Source organism: Methylobacter sp. Wu8 (assembly GCF_036440755.1).
GTDB classification, from domain to species: Bacteria; Pseudomonadota; Gammaproteobacteria; order Methylococcales; family Methylomonadaceae; genus Methylobacter_A; species Methylobacter_A tundripaludum_A.
This window is the reverse complement of sequence record NZ_JAZGVT010000047.1, coordinates 14,113-31,116: the sequence shown is the minus strand read 5'-3', so window position 1 is coordinate 31,116 and position 17,004 is coordinate 14,113. Positions and strand designations below refer to the sequence as shown.

The 17,004-nt window shown below is 52.3% G+C and carries 17 protein-coding genes; 10 read left to right on the top strand and 7 right to left on the bottom strand.

Features of this window, described 5'->3' with window-relative positions:
• The first annotated feature begins 2 nt into the window (after window positions 1-2).
• Complete coding sequence (locus tag V3O24_RS04880) at window positions 3-311, top strand: hypothetical protein (RefSeq protein WP_104425266.1); 309 nt, start codon at window positions 3-5, stop codon at window positions 309-311.
• Between the two features lie 303 nt (window positions 312-614).
• On the opposite strand, the gene V3O24_RS04875 is transcribed toward V3O24_RS04880, so the two are convergent.
• Complete coding sequence (locus V3O24_RS04875; protein WP_331306438.1) at window positions 615-1,298, bottom strand: hypothetical protein; 684 nt, start codon at window positions 1,296-1,298, stop codon at window positions 615-617.
• Between the two features lie 597 nt (window positions 1,299-1,895).
• Here V3O24_RS04875 and mmoX point away from each other — a divergent pair.
• The 9 genes from mmoX (at window position 1,896) to V3O24_RS04830 (ending at window position 10,554) form a co-directional block, all read left to right on the top strand.
• Window positions 1,896-3,479, top strand: a complete 1,584-nt coding sequence (gene mmoX, locus V3O24_RS04870) for an aromatic/alkene monooxygenase hydroxylase subunit alpha (protein WP_104425267.1) — start codon at window positions 1,896-1,898, stop codon at window positions 3,477-3,479.
• 117 nt (window positions 3,480-3,596) lie between these two features.
• A complete protein-coding gene (gene mmoY, locus V3O24_RS04865) occupies window positions 3,597-4,775 on the top strand; it encodes an aromatic/alkene monooxygenase hydroxylase subunit beta (RefSeq protein ID WP_104425268.1) in 1,179 nt (392 codons plus the stop codon).
• Between the two features lie 12 nt (window positions 4,776-4,787).
• Entirely contained in the window at window positions 4,788-5,210 is a 423-nt protein-coding gene (gene mmoB / locus V3O24_RS04860; RefSeq protein ID WP_104425269.1) for a methane monooxygenase regulator MmoB, read from the top strand.
• A 9-nt stretch (window positions 5,211-5,219) separates the two neighbouring features.
• The gene (gene mmoZ / locus V3O24_RS04855; RefSeq protein ID WP_104425270.1) at window positions 5,220-5,726 is read left to right on the top strand and encodes an aromatic/alkene monooxygenase hydroxylase subunit gamma; all 507 of its coding nucleotides are present in this window, start codon (window positions 5,220-5,222) and stop codon (window positions 5,724-5,726) included.
• A 241-nt stretch (window positions 5,727-5,967) separates the two neighbouring features.
• Window positions 5,968-6,237 (top strand): soluble methane monooxygenase-binding protein MmoD, encoded by a 270-nt coding sequence (gene mmoD, locus V3O24_RS04850; RefSeq protein ID WP_104425271.1) that lies wholly within the window; start codon window positions 5,968-5,970, stop codon window positions 6,235-6,237.
• Window positions 6,238-6,240: 3 nt separating this feature from the next.
• Window positions 6,241-7,275 (top strand): aromatic/alkene monooxygenase hydroxylase FAD-binding subunit MmoC, encoded by a 1,035-nt coding sequence (gene mmoC, locus V3O24_RS04845; protein ID WP_331306437.1) that lies wholly within the window; start codon window positions 6,241-6,243, stop codon window positions 7,273-7,275.
• Window positions 7,276-7,297: 22 nt separating this feature from the next.
• Entirely contained in the window at window positions 7,298-7,603 is a 306-nt protein-coding gene (locus tag V3O24_RS04840; protein ID WP_104425273.1) for a hypothetical protein, read from the top strand.
• Window positions 7,604-7,615: 12 nt separating this feature from the next.
• Window positions 7,616-9,304: a chaperonin GroEL gene (groEL, locus tag V3O24_RS04835; protein ID WP_331306436.1), complete on the top strand. Its 1,689-nt coding sequence runs from the start codon at window positions 7,616-7,618 to the stop codon at window positions 9,302-9,304.
• Window positions 9,305-9,394: 90 nt separating this feature from the next.
• Window positions 9,395-10,554, top strand: a protein-coding gene (locus V3O24_RS04830) for an IS3 family transposase (RefSeq protein WP_331306435.1) whose coding sequence is annotated in 2 segments (ribosomal slippage) — window positions 9,395-9,656 and window positions 9,656-10,554 — 1,161 coding nt in all. Because the reading frame shifts where the segments join, the coding sequence is not laid out codon by codon here.
• A gap of 77 nt (window positions 10,555-10,631) precedes the next feature.
• On the opposite strand, the gene V3O24_RS04825 is transcribed toward V3O24_RS04830, so the two are convergent.
• The 6 genes from V3O24_RS04825 to V3O24_RS04800 form a co-directional block, all read right to left on the bottom strand.
• On the bottom strand, window positions 10,632-10,847 hold the full coding sequence (locus V3O24_RS04825; RefSeq protein ID WP_104424894.1) for an addiction module protein: 216 nt from the start codon (window positions 10,845-10,847) through the stop codon (window positions 10,632-10,634).
• 85 nt (window positions 10,848-10,932) lie between these two features.
• A complete protein-coding gene (locus tag V3O24_RS04820) occupies window positions 10,933-12,156 on the bottom strand; it encodes an HD domain-containing phosphohydrolase (protein ID WP_331306434.1) in 1,224 nt (407 codons plus the stop codon).
• Window positions 12,157-12,366: 210 nt separating this feature from the next.
• Window positions 12,367-13,572 carry an ABC transporter permease gene (locus V3O24_RS04815; protein WP_331306433.1) on the bottom strand — a complete coding sequence of 402 codons (1,206 nt, stop codon included), beginning with the start codon at window positions 13,570-13,572 and terminating at the stop codon, window positions 12,367-12,369.
• Entirely contained in the window at window positions 13,566-14,297 is a 732-nt protein-coding gene (locus tag V3O24_RS04810) for an ABC transporter ATP-binding protein (RefSeq protein ID WP_331306432.1), read from the bottom strand. The genes V3O24_RS04815 and V3O24_RS04810 overlap by 7 nt, the downstream gene beginning before the upstream one ends.
• Window positions 14,294-15,577, bottom strand: coding sequence for an efflux RND transporter periplasmic adaptor subunit (locus tag V3O24_RS04805; RefSeq protein WP_331306431.1), 1,284 nt, complete (start codon window positions 15,575-15,577; stop codon window positions 14,294-14,296). The genes V3O24_RS04810 and V3O24_RS04805 overlap by 4 nt, the downstream gene beginning before the upstream one ends.
• Entirely contained in the window at window positions 15,570-16,997 is a 1,428-nt protein-coding gene (locus tag V3O24_RS04800) for an efflux transporter outer membrane subunit (protein ID WP_331306430.1), read from the bottom strand. Before V3O24_RS04800 ends, V3O24_RS04805 begins: the two co-directional genes overlap by 8 nt.
• Between the last annotated feature and the right edge of the window lie 7 nt (window positions 16,998-17,004).

Here is a 17,004-nt window from a genome sequence, read left to right as displayed (position 1 = left end):
TAATGAGCACACTAAAGCTTTTACAAGAACAACAAGGCCGCGCGGTTATAAAACCCGCTGGATTTAAAGATTCACAGCGGAACGATCAATCAACCGATTTCCCACACAGCCAATACTTTCAGATTCATTTTCAACAGATGCATGAAAATATCCGTGACGTGCAAGATGAACTGAAGCAACTCAGGCACAATGTAGCCGGTTTGGACGTAAAACTGGATCAACTCACGGCGCTGTTAATCGACCGACAAGCCACGCTCTCAAGCCATTCTTATCCGGCCGCGCAACAAAACAGCAACAAATCCAGGCACTGATAGATAGGCTAACAAACATTAGCTTCGGGACCGCCCTGTTCGTTAACAGGGCTTTGTGCTGATCGGCAATTTCTTTGACGATGACCCTATTCAAATTACAAGGCGGGCTTTGCTACTCCGCCTAGGCATCTCGTGATGTTTGGCGTAGCAAAGCTGATTTTGCGATTCTAAAAATTACGTTTTGTGACACACTATTATATAGGTAGATATTTTGTTCCATGCGTTGCCGAGAGCACCCAAAGCAGGCGCTTTAGGCGGCGCATGGACCAATGGATCTACCTGCCAGGTTAAGTTGTCATGTTCTTACGCTATAACCAGTAACGATGAAATAACATCAAAATAAACATCAAGTAAAGCCGACAAGGCATTGTGAGACAAAGCCTGTAAGGTCGCTGAAGGCTGCGCCATCAACAAACTGAAAAAATCCGCCAGAGCATAGTAACTGCTAATCAAAATCGCTTCGGCATCTGCGCTATGCGAGGTCATATAATCAGTTATCGGGGCGAGTGCGTTCAGCATAAATTGTTCAGGGTTATCCATAAACATTTGCCAATACCGCTCAGACTGTTCACTGGCCGTTGTCACATAACGAGTCACCGGCTCAAAGGCCGCTAAGGTTACCTGTTCAGGGTTATCCCAAAAAGCCTGTAAATACTGACCTGTTTTTTCCTTGCCTGTGCTCACCGTGACTTGCCAGTCCTGATAAACGGGCAACACAGCGGTCTGAACCTGGGCATAAAAGGCAGTGCCGGTATAAGCGGCCTGGTCATACCAAGCAGTCAATGTTTCAACAGGATGCTCGTAAACCCGTTTGGCTGCGGCAGCCACAACGCCGTGAGCATCGATTAATGCGCTACGCATATCCTGATACAAGGAATTAAGCTGAAAACTGACTTGGCCATACAGTTGTGTTGTCGGCAAAATCAGCTTGTTTTCCAGATCAAGCTGGCGAATAGTAAAAAAATCCGGTTGATTAAAAATGGGCATACTTTCCTCAATGAGTCTGTACAACAAAACGCTAAACAATAACGCTTGATTCTAGCTTGACCGGGGGAGATTAAACATGCGACACGTTGCCGCGCGACAACTTGTCTCAAAACAACGCCTCAAGAAAAGCGAAAGGCGAATCAGCACGCAAAAAAAATGCGGTCAATAGATATTGACCGCACAAAAAGCTCTTAAAACCCTTTAGGAGGCTGTAATCATTAAGAGTGGGTTCATTCTAGTCAGCTCTATCCCTCTAGTAAATATGACATTTTGCCGCGCGGCAGGTTGTCGCAGGCAGGTTGTCGTCGTCTAACCGGGTGCCGTTCGAATTTATGCAAACTGTACGTTTTATAACTGGACAGTGTCTACTAACTGGACAATGTTTAGATTTCTCTCTATTGCCGTCGAGCTCTTCTATCTTTTTGTTTTTATTGGTTATTTTTGTCTGGTCAAAGTTTGGCACGGTGCTTGCCTTTAGCGTTACAGGTCGTCGTTCAGCCTGGAACTTCGCATTAAGACGTGTTGTGTTTCTTTGTTTGCATAGTAACGATGGCCTATTTGATTTTATCTAAAACAAAAACATGAGGAGTAGTCTATATGGCTATAAGTACAGCAACAAAAGCAGCGACTGACGCTCTGGCGGCCAATCGCGCACCCGTGAGTGTCAATGCACAGGAAGTGCACAGATGGTTACAAAGTTTTACTTGGGATTTTGAGAAAAACCGGACCAAATATCCGACCAAGTACAAAATGGCTAACGATACCAAAGAGCAATTCAAGCTGATCGCTAAAGAATATGCGCGTATGGAATCGGTTAAAGACGAACGTCAATTCGGCAGCTTGCAAGACGTTTTGGCGCGTGTGGATGCGGCTAAACGCGTACATCCAAAATGGAACGAAACCATGAAATTGGTGTCCAACTTTCTGGAAGTGGGCGAATACAACGCGATTGCCGCGACAGGTATGTTATGGGATTCGGCAACCGCGCCTGAGCAAAAAAACGGTTATCTGGCGCAAACCCTGGATGAGATCCGTCACACCAACCAATGCGGCTATGTGAACTATTACTTCTCCAAAAACGGCCAGGATCCGGCCGGCCACAACGACGCCCGCCGCACCCGGACGATCGGGCCGCTGTGGAAAGGCATGAAACGGGTATTTTCGGACGGCTTTATTTCCGGCGATGCGGTTGAATGCTCGATTAACTTGCAGTTGGTCGGTGAAGCCTGCTTTACCAATCCGTTGATTGTTGCGGTGACCGAATGGGCGGCTGCAAACGGCGATGAAATTACCCCGACGGTATTCCTGTCTATCGAAACCGACGAGTTGCGGCATATGGCTAACGGTTATCAAACCGTGGTGTCCATTGCTAACGACGAAGCGGCTTCAAAATACCTGAATACAGACCTTAACAATGCGTTCTGGACTCAGCAAAAATACTTTACCCCGGTACTGGGCATGGCATTCGAGTACGGCAGCCACTTCAAGGTCGAGCCTTGGGTTAAAACCTGGAACCGTTGGGTATACGAAGATTGGGGCGGTATCTGGATCGGCCGTTTGGGTAAATACGGCGTTCAGTCGCCTGCCAGCTTGCGCGACGCCAAAAAAGACGCCTACTGGGCGCATCACGACTTATTCCTGATCGCTTATGCCTTATGGCCGACCGGTTTCTTCCGGTTGACGCTGCCGACTGCCGAAGAAGCCGAATGGTTTGAAGCCAACTACCCAGGCTGGCACGAGCACTACGGCAAAATCTATGAAGAATGGCGTGCGCGCGGTTGCGAAGATCCAAACAGCGGCTTTATTCCGTTGATGTGGTTCATCGAAAACAATCACCCCATCTACATCGATCGCGTCTCCCAAGTGCCGTTTTGCCCCAGCCTGTGCAAAGGCGCAAGCACCCTGCGCGTGCATGAATTGAACGGCAAAAAACATTCATTCAGCGACGACTGGGGCGAGCGCATGTGGCTGTCCGAGCCTGAACGTTACGAATGCCAAAACATCTTTGAACAATACGAAGGACGCGAATTGTCCGAAGTCATCGCCGAACTGCACGGTGTGCGTAGTGACGGCAAGACTCTGATTGCACAGCCGCATACCGATAAAGACGGCAAGCTGTGGACATTGGACGACATCAAAAAGCTCAACTGTGTTTTTGCCGATCCGCTGAAATCACTTTAACGTTTAAACACATCAGCAATGACCGGTTTGCTTGAGCCTTGTGGGGAGTTGGCATCCACACCCGCAACGGCGCATAAAACCGGCGATTGCTAAAAACAAACAACACGGGAGACACCTATGTCGATTCAAGTAGAAACTGGAAAACGAGGCTTGACAGATCCGGCGATGGCAAAAGTAATTGCCGATGCCGTACCTGCTCAGCCTTTAGATACACAAAACAAGATGAATTATTTTGTTAAACCGCGCGGACGCCGTTTAACCGAATACGAAATTTTGTGCTGCTACGCGCAACCTACGCCGGACTGGATTCCCGGCGGTTTGGATTGGGGCGACTGGACGCAAAAATTCCACGGCGGCCGGCCGTCCTGGGGGAATGAAACCACCGAGCTGCACACCACCGACTGGCACCGGCACCGCGACCCGGCCCTGCGCTGGCATGCGCTGTATGTAAAAGATAAAGCCGAAGAATGGCGTTATACCGATCGTTTCCTGAAAGCTTATTCGGCAGACGGCCAAGTGCGTTCCATCGATCCTAAATGGCGCGATGAAGTGTTGAACGATTATCTGGGCGCATTCTGCTTTAGCGAATACGGATTGTTCAACTCGCACTCATCCGCTTCGCGCGATTGCCTGGGCGACACCCTGCGCATGAGTATCGCGATGATCGGTTTGGACAAGGTCGATAACGCCCAAATGATTCAGCTGGAAAGAACATTCCTGGCAAAACTGGTTCCAGGCTTCCCCGAATCCACGGATGAACCCAAAAAAGAATGGACGCAAGGCGCTATTTACAAAAGCGCCAGGGAAACGGTCGAAGACATCTGGCAAGCCACTTATGATTGGAATGAAATCCTATGGTCGGGCCACATGGTCTATGACGCATTATTCGGCCAGTTTGTGCGCCGTGAATTCTTCTTGAGACTGTCGTCCTATTTCGGCGACAACCTGACGCCGTTTTTTATCAACCAAATGCAGTTGTACCATTCACAAACCAAAGGCATCACCGGCGACATGTTCTTTCACTGCCTGGCCGATGACGCGGAGTTTGGCGATTACAACAAACGCCTGCTGCGAGCCTGGACTAATAAATGGTTACCCAGAACGGTCAATGCATTGAAAGACTTCATGGGCATTTTCTCCAAAATCCCTGAAATCAAGGGCGTAACAAGCAGGGATGCGGTCGAAGCGGCGCTCGAACGTGTTTTTGACGACTGGAAACGCGACTGCGCCGATCCAATCAGCTACAAAGTCGATACCGCGGCGCTCGTTAAAACAGTCCTAACCGGCCTTAAATAAAAGGAATAAACAATGTCTAAAAGTTCAAATGCATATGGCGCTGGGATCATGGCAAAAAACGGAAAAGCTTTTTCCGACGAGTATTTTGCCGAAGAAAACCAGGTGTTCCACGAAAGCAATGAAGTGGTGCTGGTATTAAAAAAATCCGACGAAATTAACGTCATCGTTGATGAATATTTGTTGGGCGATCATGCCGATGAAAATCCAACCTTGGTCGTTGAAGACCGCGCAGGGTATTGGTGGCTGAAAGCAACCGGCAAAATCGAGGTGGATTGCGCCGAAGTCGCCGAGATACTGGGTAAGAACTTCTCGGTATATGACTTCCTGGTGGATGTCAGCTCGACCATCGGCCGCGCTTACACATTGGGCGATACTTTTACCATCACATCAGAATTGATGGGTCTCGATACCAAACTGAAAGACTTGCAATCTTAGGAGTTCACTATGGCTAATTACAAAATTCATGACAACCCGGTACGCGACGAGTGGATGCAGAAAATCGACGGACTGAGAACACTGGCTCAAGGCGCTGCTTTTTTGGTCGATTTTCGCAAAAAATACACCACGCCATTGCGCGCTGACTATTCGCTTGAGCTCGATTGGGGTTGGGTTGAAGTCAAAATCGAAGAAAAAGTGGCTATGCTTAAGCATCACGAGTTCAACGACCAGCAGTTTCTTAACAACAACACCTGCGGCACGAATGCGCAAAAAGTGGCTGATGCGGTAGTGGCTAAAATGGCCGCCTGCACGGATAAATACGAAGCCGAAAAACTTCATATCGATTTCAGGATAAAAAACAAACCGCCGATCATGCCTGTGAATGTGTTTATGGATACCGACCGGATTCTCGGCACCAAACTCATGGAGCTTAGAAACACCGATTATTACGCGTTGTCGCTGGAACAATTGCGTAAAGAGCGCGGCGTAAAAGTCATCGCTTTGCAGTCGTGATTTGAGCGACGTCGGAAATCAGGTCGAGTGCATGACCTGATAAGTCATCGGGGCATCCGCATAGTATGAAAGGTGTGCTGTGCGGGCGCTTCCCGGAATCCATAAATAAGGTTTTCTGTTTAAGCAGGGACAATTTAAGGTTAAGCCGTTCGTGGTGAGCCCTTCGACAAGCTCAGGGCGAACGGTTAAGCCTTGCGTGTGTCCCGCCTTAAAAGGAAATCCATAAATAACACGGTGAACCATGCTAGAACCATCAAATGCAGTGTCGTATCAACAAGACAGCGGAATGCTGAATCAGAACTCCGATCTTACCAAGCTCTATGATTCACAACCCTACACCGCCTACACGGAAGACCTGGAGTTCATGTGGCGCTGGACTATTTACCAAGATAACAAGCTGGTCCAGGAAGGCTGTTCATTGACATTAGAAGCGTCGAGACGCGCCGTTCAACATGTGTTGGCATTTTTCAGCATGAATGGCCGGGACAAAAAAGCAGAACAGGAGTTGTAGTTAATGGTGAGTACACATCAGGTAAAAATTATTACTCAGGATGACGAGTCGGTAACATTTGAATGCCGTTCCGATGAGGATGTCATCAGCGCTGGATTGCGCCAGGATATTTATTTAATGGCCTCTTGCCGCGAAGGGGGCTGCGCCACTTGCAAAGGCTATTGCTCGGAAGGCGATTACGTTTTGGGTAAATTCAGTTCCCAAGCGCTGCCTTACGAAGAAGAGGAAGCCGGCGAAGTGTTGTTATGCCGTTGTTACCCGACAACGGATATAGAAGTCGAAGTGCCTTATACCTACGACCGCATTTCATTTTCGCCCGAAGGTTTGGCGTTTGAAACGGAAGTGGTCGAGCTGTCGCAGATCTCCAGTAACGTGGTTAAATTCCAGCTCAAACGCACCGGTGACGACAAACAGGTTAACTTTGCTTCCGGGCAGTTTTTCGATCTGGAAATCCCAGGCACGGACATCACGCGTTCCTATTCGCCTGCCAACACCGCCAATCAACAGGGCGATTTGGAGTTTTTGATCCGCATAGTAGAGGGTGGACAATTTTCAACGTATTTGAAAAATGACGCCAAAATCGGCCAAAAGATAAACGTCAAAGGGCCTTCAGGTATCTTCGGCTTAAAAGAAAACGGCTTTACGCCGCGCTATTTTGTCGCCGGCGGCACAGGGCTCGCGCCGGTATTATCAATGGTTCGGCGGATGCATGAATGGGACGAACCGCAAAAATGCGTGATTTATTTTGGCGTCAATACCGAGGAAGAGATTTTTTACCTGGACGAACTTGACCGGTTGGCGGAGGAAATGAAAACGCTGGAGCTGAGAAACTGCGTTTGGAAATGTTCGGATGAATGGCATTGCGAAAGAGGCAGCGTGGTGGATATTTTACGCCGCGATTTACAGGAAACCGCCGCCAAACCGGATCTTTACTTATGCGGCCCGCCGGGCATGGTGGATGCAACGTTTGCGGTCTGCGCCGAGCTGGGCATTCCCAAGGAGCGCATTTATCTGGAAAAGTTTCTGCCCAGCGGCTAGGGCAATGAGCTTGGGGATAATAATGAACCAACAGGATCAAGAATTTTTGCACGAAATGGTCATACAGTTGGATGACACCATCAGACAGGTGACGGCGGAAGAAAAGGCGCTGGTTTACCGTATCGGCAATGACCGTGTTGCAGAACTGGTGGAGTTCTGGAAAAAAGAACTCTCTGTTGAAGAGGAACTGCTGCTAAAAGCCAGTTTCGACCATTGGGATAAACAATTGATCCGTACCTGGGCGCGGTTAAAACGCGCCCATCACACCCGCGCCGAAGTCGGGCAGACATTGATGAAAATGAATGCCCGGCCGGGCCGCCAGCCATAAACGGAAACACTTATGAGTAAACAGATTATTTACAACCCCGAGATACGGGTACGCGTCATGGAGGGCATCAACCGGGTTGCCCGCGCTGTCGCGGTAACCTATGGCAGCGCCGGTCCTGCGGTGATGATACAGCATCGCACCGACGGCATTGCGCCGGTGTTTACCCGTGACGGCGTAACCGTAGCGAACGCCATGACGCTACAGGACCGTATTGCCGATTTGGGCGCCCGGATGTTGCGCGACGTTGCCGGTGCGATGTCCAGGCAGGTCGGCGACGGCACGACTACCGCTATTGTGCTTGCCCAGGCGCTTGCCCAAGGCTGCCTCAAAAGCGTTGCGGCCGGCTTCCATCCCATGCAGTTACAAAAAGGTCTGGATTTGGCGCTGACCTTGGTGGAAAAAAACCTGCTGGACAAGGCGGTGACCGGCGTTAGCTCAGACTGGGTGGAAAAAATCGCTGCGGTAGCCAGTAAAAACGAAGTTAAAGCCGGAAAATTACTGGCCCAGGCCCTGGAAGAACTGGGCTTGCAAAGAACGCTGACTTTTCAGTTGGGCAATGGCCTGGAAGACGAACTGGACATCGTTGACGGCATACAGTACGAGCAAGGCTATTTGTCGCCGTATTTCATAACCGACAAGACCCGCGCCGAAGCCGTGCTGGAGCATCCCTATATTTTGTTGTACGACCGGGAAATCAGCGACTTGATGGAGTTAGTCCCCATCCTGGAACAAGTCAAGGAGCAAGGGCGTTCGCTATTGGTGATTGCCGATGATGTAGTCGGCAGCGGCCTGACCGGTTTGTTGCTGAACCATGTGCGCGGCATTTTCAACGTCGTAGCGGTTAAACCGCCCGGCTTTGGCGACCGGCGCATTAACCGGCTTAACGACTTGGCCTTGCTGACCGGCGGCCAGGCGATTATTGACGCGCCCGGCTTGAGCTGCAAACTTGAACAGGTCACGCTAGAGCAACTGGGGCAGGCGAGAAAAGCGGTCATTACCGCAAACGGCACGACTATTATCGGTGCGGAGGGCGATCAAGCCGCCGTCGCTCAATTATCCGAAACGCTACGCCGGGAAGCCGAGCTTATTTTGGCCAGAAAACCCGGCGAGGGTTCGGCGACCGGCAATCAACACGACTTTGGCGAATTACAGGAACGTCTCGCGCTGTTGTCAGGAAAAACCGGCACTTTTAGCGTCGGCGGCAACACCGATTTTGAAATTAAAGAACGCATGGTGCGCATTGAAAATGCCTATTTGTCCGCCAAAGCGGCATTGGAAGAAGGTGTCCTGCCCGGCGGCGGCCTCGCGTTGTTTCGCTGCATTGAGGTGCTTGAAAAAACCATTGCCGAAAATGCCCAGCAACAGCAAGGCTTGTACATCATGCAGCAAGCCCTGGCCGCTCCCTTATTGAAAATCACCCAAAACGCCGGTTTAAACAGCGAGGCCGTCATTGCCTGCCTCAACGCCCAGCATGACGATCATTACACACTGGATACCCAGTACCATTGTTACGGCAACTTCCTGGAGATCGGCGTCATTGACCCGGTAAAAGTCATGCGCTTGGCATTACGCAATGCAGTCAGCGTCATCGGTACGCTTATCGCCAGTGAAACCGTGGTGATGGATGTTCCAGACCTGTCCATTATGGCGGATTATTCGCCGGAATGGGCGGCGGCGACACGCGAAGACCCCCGAGCTTGAAGCGGTACAGGTGGATATTGGGCAAAGTGATCTTGCCACGATCTAGCGGACACTCGGCTAAGAGAGTAATCTCTAAAACCGAGGTCAATAATGAAAACAAAAAAAGAATCAATTTCCCCCGCTGTTCGAAACAAATATACAGCCCAGTTTAAAGAGCAGGCATTGGAACGTGCCGATCGTGATGGTATCCCCAAGGTAGCTCAGGATTTGGGGATTGCCGAATCAATGCTCTATTCATGGCGGTCAAAACGCCGTCAGACAGGCCAGCCTTTTGAAGAGCAAAAGCTCCAACAAGCTGAATTGTCGCGCCTTAAACGAGAAAACGCTCGCCTTGAGGAAGAGGTGGCCTTTTTAAAAAAGGCGGCAGCGTACTTTGCAAAAATGCCCAAGTGAAGTACGCCATGATTAAAGGCAACGAAGATCATTATCCCGTGGGTATGATGTGCCGCCTGCTATCGGTTTCACGCAGTGGTTACTACAGTTGGAAAAATCGGCCCCTCTCTGACAGGGATCAAGCTAACCAAAAGCTGTTGACTGAAATCAAACGTGTCTTTGAGGACGAAAAAGGCCGACCTGGCTCACCCAGAATCTCCCGGCGGCTTCAAGAAGAAGGCAAACCGGCCAGTCGGCACCGTGTGGCTAAGCTGATGAAGGATAATGGCTTGCGTGCGAAAGCGGCCAAGAAATATAAAGCCACCACCAACAGCAACCACTCCTTGCCTGTCGCGCCCAACCTGTTGGAACAAAATTTTACTGCGGATGTACCTGACCCAAAGTGGGTGTCGGACATCAGGTATATTTGGACGGAAGAAGGCTGGTTGTATTTGGCGGTGGTGCTTGAGCTTTATTCCCGCCGGGTGATTGGTTGGGCGATCGGAGAACGCATGACAGCTGCTTTGGTTTGCGATGCTTTGGTTATGGCCTTGTGGCGTCGTCACATGCCAAAGGGTGTCATTGTGCATTCAGACCGGGGTAGCCAGTATTGTTCTGCCGCTTATCAGAAACTTTTTACCCAGCATCAATTGGTTTGTAGTATGAGCAAGAAAGGCGATTGCTACGATAATGCGGCAATGGAAAGCTGGAACCATAGCTTTAAGGTCGAAGCGGTGCATGGCGAACGGTTTTTGACGCGTTCGGAAGCCAAGTATCAAGTGTTCGAATATATTGAAGTGTATTACAATCGCAAACGGCTTCACTCCAAATTGGGCTATGTCAGCCCAGAAACGTTTGAAGCTAAAAAAGTCGCTTAGTTAAGTGTCCGTGAAATTCGGGCAAGATCACATTGCGCATTGCAGCTCACATTCAGCTGCTTCGAGAAAACTGATTTTCAATTCGATTCTAATCGGCTGAAAACTTGATGGGCCGGTATTGAACGCATTTTGCCGTTATCGTAAGCATCAATCCGACGTTCGGCTTCAATGGCTATTAATTCATCCATTTGTGGATCAGGCTGATCGAGACTGGCAAGCAGTTGTTCGGCCAAAGCCGCTCTATCGGCTAATGGGAGGCTTAACGCCTGATCAAATAACTGTTTTTGATTCATAGTCGGCACCTCACTATGTTGTTGTGTTGGGCTATATCATACAGAACTTCAGCAAAAAATACGTTATCGTTCGAGCTAACCTGACTTAAGCCACAGCCAGCCGGTAATAGAGTTCGGCATTCTCGGCCAATTTGGCAACCACTTTGGCATCGAGATGGCCGTCTTCAACGCGCGACTGTAAATCGTTCAGAATATACTCAAGCGTCATGGTGCGGCGATAAGGCCGTTCTTGCGCTAAGGCCTGGAAAATATCGGCAACGGTAATAATGCGGCATTCCAGATCCAGTTCTTTGTTGCCGTTTTTAAAAGGATAGCCGTCGCCGATCAAGGTCTCATGGTGGAATCCGGCCCATACCGGAATTTTCGAGTCTTCAAATACGCGTTGCAGGATGCGGAAGGTATCGTAGCTATGACGGTGCATGGTGGCCCGTTCCTCCGGCGTCAGGCTGCCGGGTTTGTCGATGATGTCTTCGGATACCCGCAGCTTGCCGATGTCGTGCAACAGCCCGGCGATTTCGACCTGCTCCAGTTCGTAACCTTCAATGCCGAAATCCATAGCCAATTGCCGGGCGATATGCGCTACCCGCTGCGAGTGCTCGTCGGTATACGGGGATTTGGCGTCCACCACGCGGGAAAACAGCCGCGCCAATTCTTTGAGTGCGGGAATACTGAGCAAAGTCTTTGGGGTATGGCTGCCGATGCGCCGTAAGTCTTCATCCAGATATTCGTGTTCCATTGCCAGCCAAAACGCTTCGACATCGGCGATTTCAACGAAGGCGTCGACCAACTCCGGCGCAAACAATATGCCGGACAGCATTTTGATTCGGGCGATAATCCCCGGATACTGGATCATGATCAGGCCGCTGTCCAGGAAAGGCGCTTGCAGTACATCGACACGGTCCGCGAGAAACAACAGGTTGGCGCGTAAGCGGAGGCGGTCATCGATAGGCGTCTCCAGCAGTTTTTCCCAGCGGGTGTGGTGGTAGCGGATTTCGGTGGACAAATGCGCCAACGGCTGACAGGCCGATAAATAATCGGCGCCGCGGATGCAATGATCCTCCGCACCTTCCCATTCCAGCGTTTCGGTGATTCGGCGGTGTTCATGAATTCTGGACACCCCGCAATCATGCAGCATGCCCGAGTACAGTATGGACAGGCATTCGCTCTCCGGCCAGTTCAAATGCTCGGCAATAGCCCTCGCCATGACGGCCACCCGTTTGCCATGCCTGATTTCGTCAACGCCCACTAAATCCAGCGAGCAAGTTAATGCGGTAATGGCGTTATGTATATCGATATGTTGGAGTTTCATGGCACACGGTGCTCCGTTTGATGACGAATCTGTTCAATGGAAATGATCCCGATTTTGACAGGCGAGCCGAGAATTGTCTTTAAAAATTTGGGTAGAGAGAAGGGTGTTCGGCTTGCGGCACCGATAAAGATCAAGTGGTTGGCTGCGATTATGGACAATTCGAACGTGGATCGAACTGCCTGGCAATGACCGCAGCCTCGGCTTTGCGGGCTACTCGTGACGCAACGCTTCGATCGGGTCCATGCGTGCCGCCTTGCGAGCCGGGACATAGCCGAATACGATACCGACCGTCGCCGAAAACACAAACGCAACGGCGATAACCGGTAGATTAAACACCAACGGCACCTGCAAAACAGCGGCCAATATACTGGAAGAAGCCAGCGCCAGTACAATGCCGATTAACCCGCCGGACGACGACAGCACCACCGCTTCCACCAGAAACTGTAGCAATATTTCGTTTTCCAGCGCGCCGATGGCAAGGCGGATGCCGATTTCGCGGGTGCGTTCGGTAACCGACACCAGCATGATGTTCATGATGCCGATACCGCCGACCAGCAGACTCACCGCCGCTACGGCGCCAAGTAATCCCGTCATCATTTGCGTGGTTCCTGACAGCATGGAGGCGATCTCTTTCATATCCATCACATTAAAATTATCGTCTTCGTCCGCCGACAAATGTCGGCGGATTCGTAGCAGTCGCTGCAGCTCCTGTTTAACCGCATCCGTCGATATGTCGTCCTTGGCCGATACCTGGATCAGGCTGACATCGTCATTACCGGCAATCCGGCGCTGAAAAGTGCGCAACGGCACAATGACGATGTCGTCCTGGTCGCTGCCCATAGTGGACTGGCCTTTGGGCTTGAGTAATCCGACGATTTCGCACGACAGTTTTCGTAGGCGCATTTTTGCGCCGAGCGGGCTTTGTCCGGCGAACAACTTGACGCGCACGGTTTCGCCGATAACACAGACGGCAGCGCCGGAACGCGCCTCGCTGCCGGTAAAAATACGGCCTTCCGCTAACTGACGGTTATTGACCGTGAAATACTGTTCGGTGCTGCCAGTCACGGTCGTGCCCCAGTTTTCATTGGCGAAAATAGCCGTGGAGGCTGACGATGCTTGCGGCGCCACGGCAGCCAGTGCAGGAGCCTCGCGGGCCAACGCTTCGGCATCGGTCAATTTGAAGGCAGGGGCCGTAGAACTTTGCCCCGGTCCCATGCGCTTGCCGACGCTAACCATCAACAGATTACTGCCCAGATTGGCGATTTGCTGCGTCACCTGCCGGGTGGCCCCGCTGCCGAGGGTAACCAGCACAATCACGGCGGCAACGCCGATAATGATGCCCAGCATGGTCAGCACCGAACGCATGATGTTGCGCCGCATTTCCCGCAATGCCAATCGTAAGGCAACGCCTAGCATAAGCTGTCTCCGGGTTGGGTTTGATCGCTTTCGATCAGGCCGTCGCGAAAATGCACGGTACGCTTGGCGTAAGCCGCCATGTCGGCTTCATGAGTAACCATGACGATGGTAATCCCCCTATCGCGATTAAATGTCGTCAACAATTCCATGATTTCCTCACTGCGTTTCGAGTCGAGATTACCGGTCGGTTCATCAGCCAACAGCAACAAAGGTTGAGTGACGATAGCGCGGGCAATGGCGACCCGCTGCTGTTGCCCGCCGGATAATTCGCCGGGCGTGTGGTGCTCCCAACCTTTCAGGCCGACTGTGTCGAGCGCCTGATAGGCGGCGGCGCGGCGGACATCGCTGTCGATACCGCGATAAATCAACGGCAATTCCACGTTCTCCAACGCCGAGGTGCGGTTAAGCAGGTTGAAGCCCTGAAAGATGAAACCCAGATAATGACGGCGTAACAAAGTGCGCTGATTGCGCGACAGCAGGCCGACATCGACATTTTGAAAACAATATCGCCCGGCAGTCGGTTGATCCATACAGCCTAAAATATTCATGCAGGTACTTTTGCCCGAGCCGCTCGGTCCCATCACGGCCACAAATTCGCCCGGCTCAATCCGAAAACTTACGCCACGCATGGCCGGCATAGCCGCTTCGCCGCTGCCATAGACTTTAGTGACTTGTTGCAGCTCCAACAGCGGCTGCGGATTCTCATTGGCAGACGTAGCGATCATGGTTTACTGGCCTGTCCGGTAACCAGTTCGGTACCGGCTGTAACAGCGCCGTCGACAACTTCGGTGACAATGCCGTTAGTCGCACCTTTGGTCATGCTGATAGACGCGAGTTCGCCGTTGCGTAGCGTCCAAACCTGTTGGGTTTTGCCGTTTGCGGCCTCCGCTTGACGCGACTCTTGACCCGGCGGATGCGGCAGCAGCGAATCCAGGAAACTGCCTTTAGCCTTTTGTTTGCCCGGCGTTTCCGGCGGCGTAAAGCGCAATACGCTGTTGGCGACTAACAAAACGTCGGTTTTTTTATTGACGGTAATTACGGCCGTGGCGGTCATACCCGGCCGCAAAGACAGCGCGGAATTATCGACCCGCAGCACGGTTTTATAGGTTACCACCCCGTCTACCGTTTCCGAACCGAAACGCACTTGGGTAATCTCGGCCGGAAAGCTGCGGTCGGCGTAGGCATCGACGGTAAACAACGCTTTTTGACCCGGTTGCACCAAACCGACATCCGCCTCATCGACATCGACCTGTAATTCCATTTGCGTTAAATCTTCGGCCAGCGTAAACAGCACCGGCGCTTGAAACTGCGAGGCGACAGTCTGTCCCGGTTCCACCGAGCGCTTCAACACCACGCCGTTGATCGGCGAACGCACCACCGCTTTGGTAATGTCGGTGCGATTGACATTCAGCGTTGCTTGCGCCTGATCGACCGCCGCCTTGGCGGCGGCTTCATCGGCGCGCGCCCGCGCCAGCGTCGCCCTGGCGGTGTCGAGGTCGTATAGCGACGGCACTTTGCCGCCGCTCAATTGCCGGACATGCAGTTGTCGCGCCATTTTCACTTCCGCCTCCAGCAAGCTGGCATGAGTCTGCCGGACTTTGGCGCGGGACGACTCCAGCCCGGCTTGCGATTGCAAGGCCTGCGCCTCAAGCCGGGTAGTGTCCAGACGCGCCAGCACCTGGCCGACCGTGACGCTATCGTTATAATCCGCTTCCACCGACTTGATGGTCCCGGATACCTCTATGCCGACTTCGACTTCCTTGAGCGGCGCCAAAGTGCCGGTGGCGCTGACGGTAACCTCCAAATTACCGCGCGTTACAGCTTGCGTGACATAACCGGCTTGTTGGTTATTGCCGCTATTGAATGCAAAGACGACGACCAGGATCGTGACGCCGAGCGCGACGGCAAGCCACAGCCATTTTTTGAGCGGCTGGCGGCTGTTTGCCGGATTGAGCCCGAGCACTTCGGCGATAGGTTGTGTTGCTTGGCTGTTTGGATCATTCATGACTGGCTTGCTCAGAATTGTTGTTGGCGTGCCAGCCACCGCCGAGCGCCTTGTAAAGCCGAACAATATCGGCGGCGACTTCAGACTCGCTGGCGGCTAATTGGGTTTGCGCGCTCAGTAGCGAGCGCTGCGAATCCAGAACCCGCTGAAAATCGAGTAAGCCGGAAATGTACTGCGCGTCGGCCAGAGCCAATGCACTGATGCCTGCCTCCACAGCCGCGTTCAGCGCATCGCGGCGCTTACGTTCTTCGGAATAAGCCGTCAGCGCATTTTCGACATCGCGGAGCGCAGTCAGTAGAGTCGACTGATACAAACCCAGCGCCTGTTCCTGAAGGGCGTTTTGAATATTGATGTTACTGCGGATGCGTCCTGCGTCGAGTAAGGTCCAGGCGGCATTTGCGGCGACTTGAAAGGCCTTGGCCCCGGCGCTGTAGAGATTGGCGTAAGCCAGAGATTCCAGGCCGATAGAGCCCGATAGCGTGAAATCGGGATAGCGCGCCGCCTCGGCAACGCCGATTTGAGCGGTTTGCGAGGCCAGTTTACGCTCGGCACGCCGCACATCAGGACGTCGGCGCAACAGATCGGCCGGGATGCCAACGCCGATCTCGGCAGAGGCGGCGGGAATCCGGGCGGATGCGGCCAGCAACCGCTTCAGGGCGTCGGGTTGTTGTCCCAGCAACAGCGCCAGCCGGTGCTTGGCCTGTTCCAGCGTACTTCGCAAACTGGGGATGCCGGAGCGGGTATTTTCCATTGTCAATTTGGCCTGATCGACATCCAGCTGCGTGGTCAGTCCGGCTTGATACCGCCAGCGGGTAATGTCGTAGGTTTCATTCTGTGCGGCCAGGTTGTCTTCGGTAATTTTAAGGCGGGTTTGGTAGCTGCGTACATCGACATAGTTAAGCGCCACTTCCGCGCACAAACTGACTAAAACGTCGCGTAAATCTTCCTGCGCCGCCTGCATGGTCGCCTCGGCCGCTTCGATGGCGCGCCGCTTTTTGCCGAAAATATCGATTTCCCAACTGGCATCCAGGCTAGTACTGTACAGCTCGCTGGTGGCGCCGCCACCGGCAGCCTCGCTGCCGCCGCTTTGGCTGGCCGATGCGGTTAACGACGATGTCGGCAACAAATTGGCCTTGGCCAACTGACGACGAGCGCGCGCCTCACGTAATCTGGCCTCGGCCTGATATAAATCCCGATTACCCGCTTGAGCTTTCCCGATCAGTTCCGTCAGAACAGGATCGTTGAAAACGGTCCACCAACGGTTGATGTCGGCCATTTTTGCAGACGGGCCGCCGGTTTCGGCAATGCTCCAGTTTGCCGGTAATTGGGTTTGCGGCTGCCGGTAATCAGGGCCTGCCATAAAACATCCCGATAGTAGCGGCACCGCCAGCCACAGCGCATCTCTTTTTGTCGCTCTCATCAACAGT

What these genes read in the sequence shown, in the direction of transcription:
- V3O24_RS04825 (WP_104424894.1), bottom strand. Translation starts at nt 10,847, where the DNA reads ATGAATCAAAAACAGTTATTTGATCAGGCGTTAAGCCTCCCATTAGCC.
- mmoZ (WP_104425270.1), top strand. Translation starts at nt 5,220, where the DNA reads ATGGCTAATTACAAAATTCATGACAACCCGGTACGCGACGAGTGGATG.
- V3O24_RS04880 (WP_104425266.1), top strand. Translation starts at nt 3, where the DNA reads ATGAGCACACTAAAGCTTTTACAAGAACAACAAGGCCGCGCGGTTATA.
- mmoC (WP_331306437.1), top strand. Translation starts at nt 6,241, where the DNA reads ATGGTGAGTACACATCAGGTAAAAATTATTACTCAGGATGACGAGTCG.
- mmoY (WP_104425268.1), top strand. Translation starts at nt 3,597, where the DNA reads ATGTCGATTCAAGTAGAAACTGGAAAACGAGGCTTGACAGATCCGGCG.
- mmoD (WP_104425271.1), top strand. Translation starts at nt 5,968, where the DNA reads ATGCTAGAACCATCAAATGCAGTGTCGTATCAACAAGACAGCGGAATG.
- V3O24_RS04805 (WP_331306431.1), bottom strand. Translation starts at nt 15,577, where the DNA reads ATGAATGATCCAAACAGCCAAGCAACACAACCTATCGCCGAAGTGCTC.
- mmoB (WP_104425269.1), top strand. Translation starts at nt 4,788, where the DNA reads ATGTCTAAAAGTTCAAATGCATATGGCGCTGGGATCATGGCAAAAAAC.
- groEL (WP_331306436.1), top strand. Translation starts at nt 7,616, where the DNA reads ATGAGTAAACAGATTATTTACAACCCCGAGATACGGGTACGCGTCATG.
- V3O24_RS04810 (WP_331306432.1), bottom strand. Translation starts at nt 14,297, where the DNA reads ATGATCGCTACGTCTGCCAATGAGAATCCGCAGCCGCTGTTGGAGCTG.
- mmoX (WP_104425267.1), top strand. Translation starts at nt 1,896, where the DNA reads ATGGCTATAAGTACAGCAACAAAAGCAGCGACTGACGCTCTGGCGGCC.
- V3O24_RS04840 (WP_104425273.1), top strand. Translation starts at nt 7,298, where the DNA reads ATGAACCAACAGGATCAAGAATTTTTGCACGAAATGGTCATACAGTTG.
- V3O24_RS04820 (WP_331306434.1), bottom strand. Translation starts at nt 12,156, where the DNA reads ATGAAACTCCAACATATCGATATACATAACGCCATTACCGCATTAACT.
- V3O24_RS04800 (WP_331306430.1), bottom strand. Translation starts at nt 16,997, where the DNA reads ATGAGAGCGACAAAAAGAGATGCGCTGTGGCTGGCGGTGCCGCTACTA.
- V3O24_RS04875 (WP_331306438.1), bottom strand. Translation starts at nt 1,298, where the DNA reads ATGCCCATTTTTAATCAACCGGATTTTTTTACTATTCGCCAGCTTGAT.
- V3O24_RS04815 (WP_331306433.1), bottom strand. Translation starts at nt 13,572, where the DNA reads ATGCTAGGCGTTGCCTTACGATTGGCATTGCGGGAAATGCGGCGCAAC.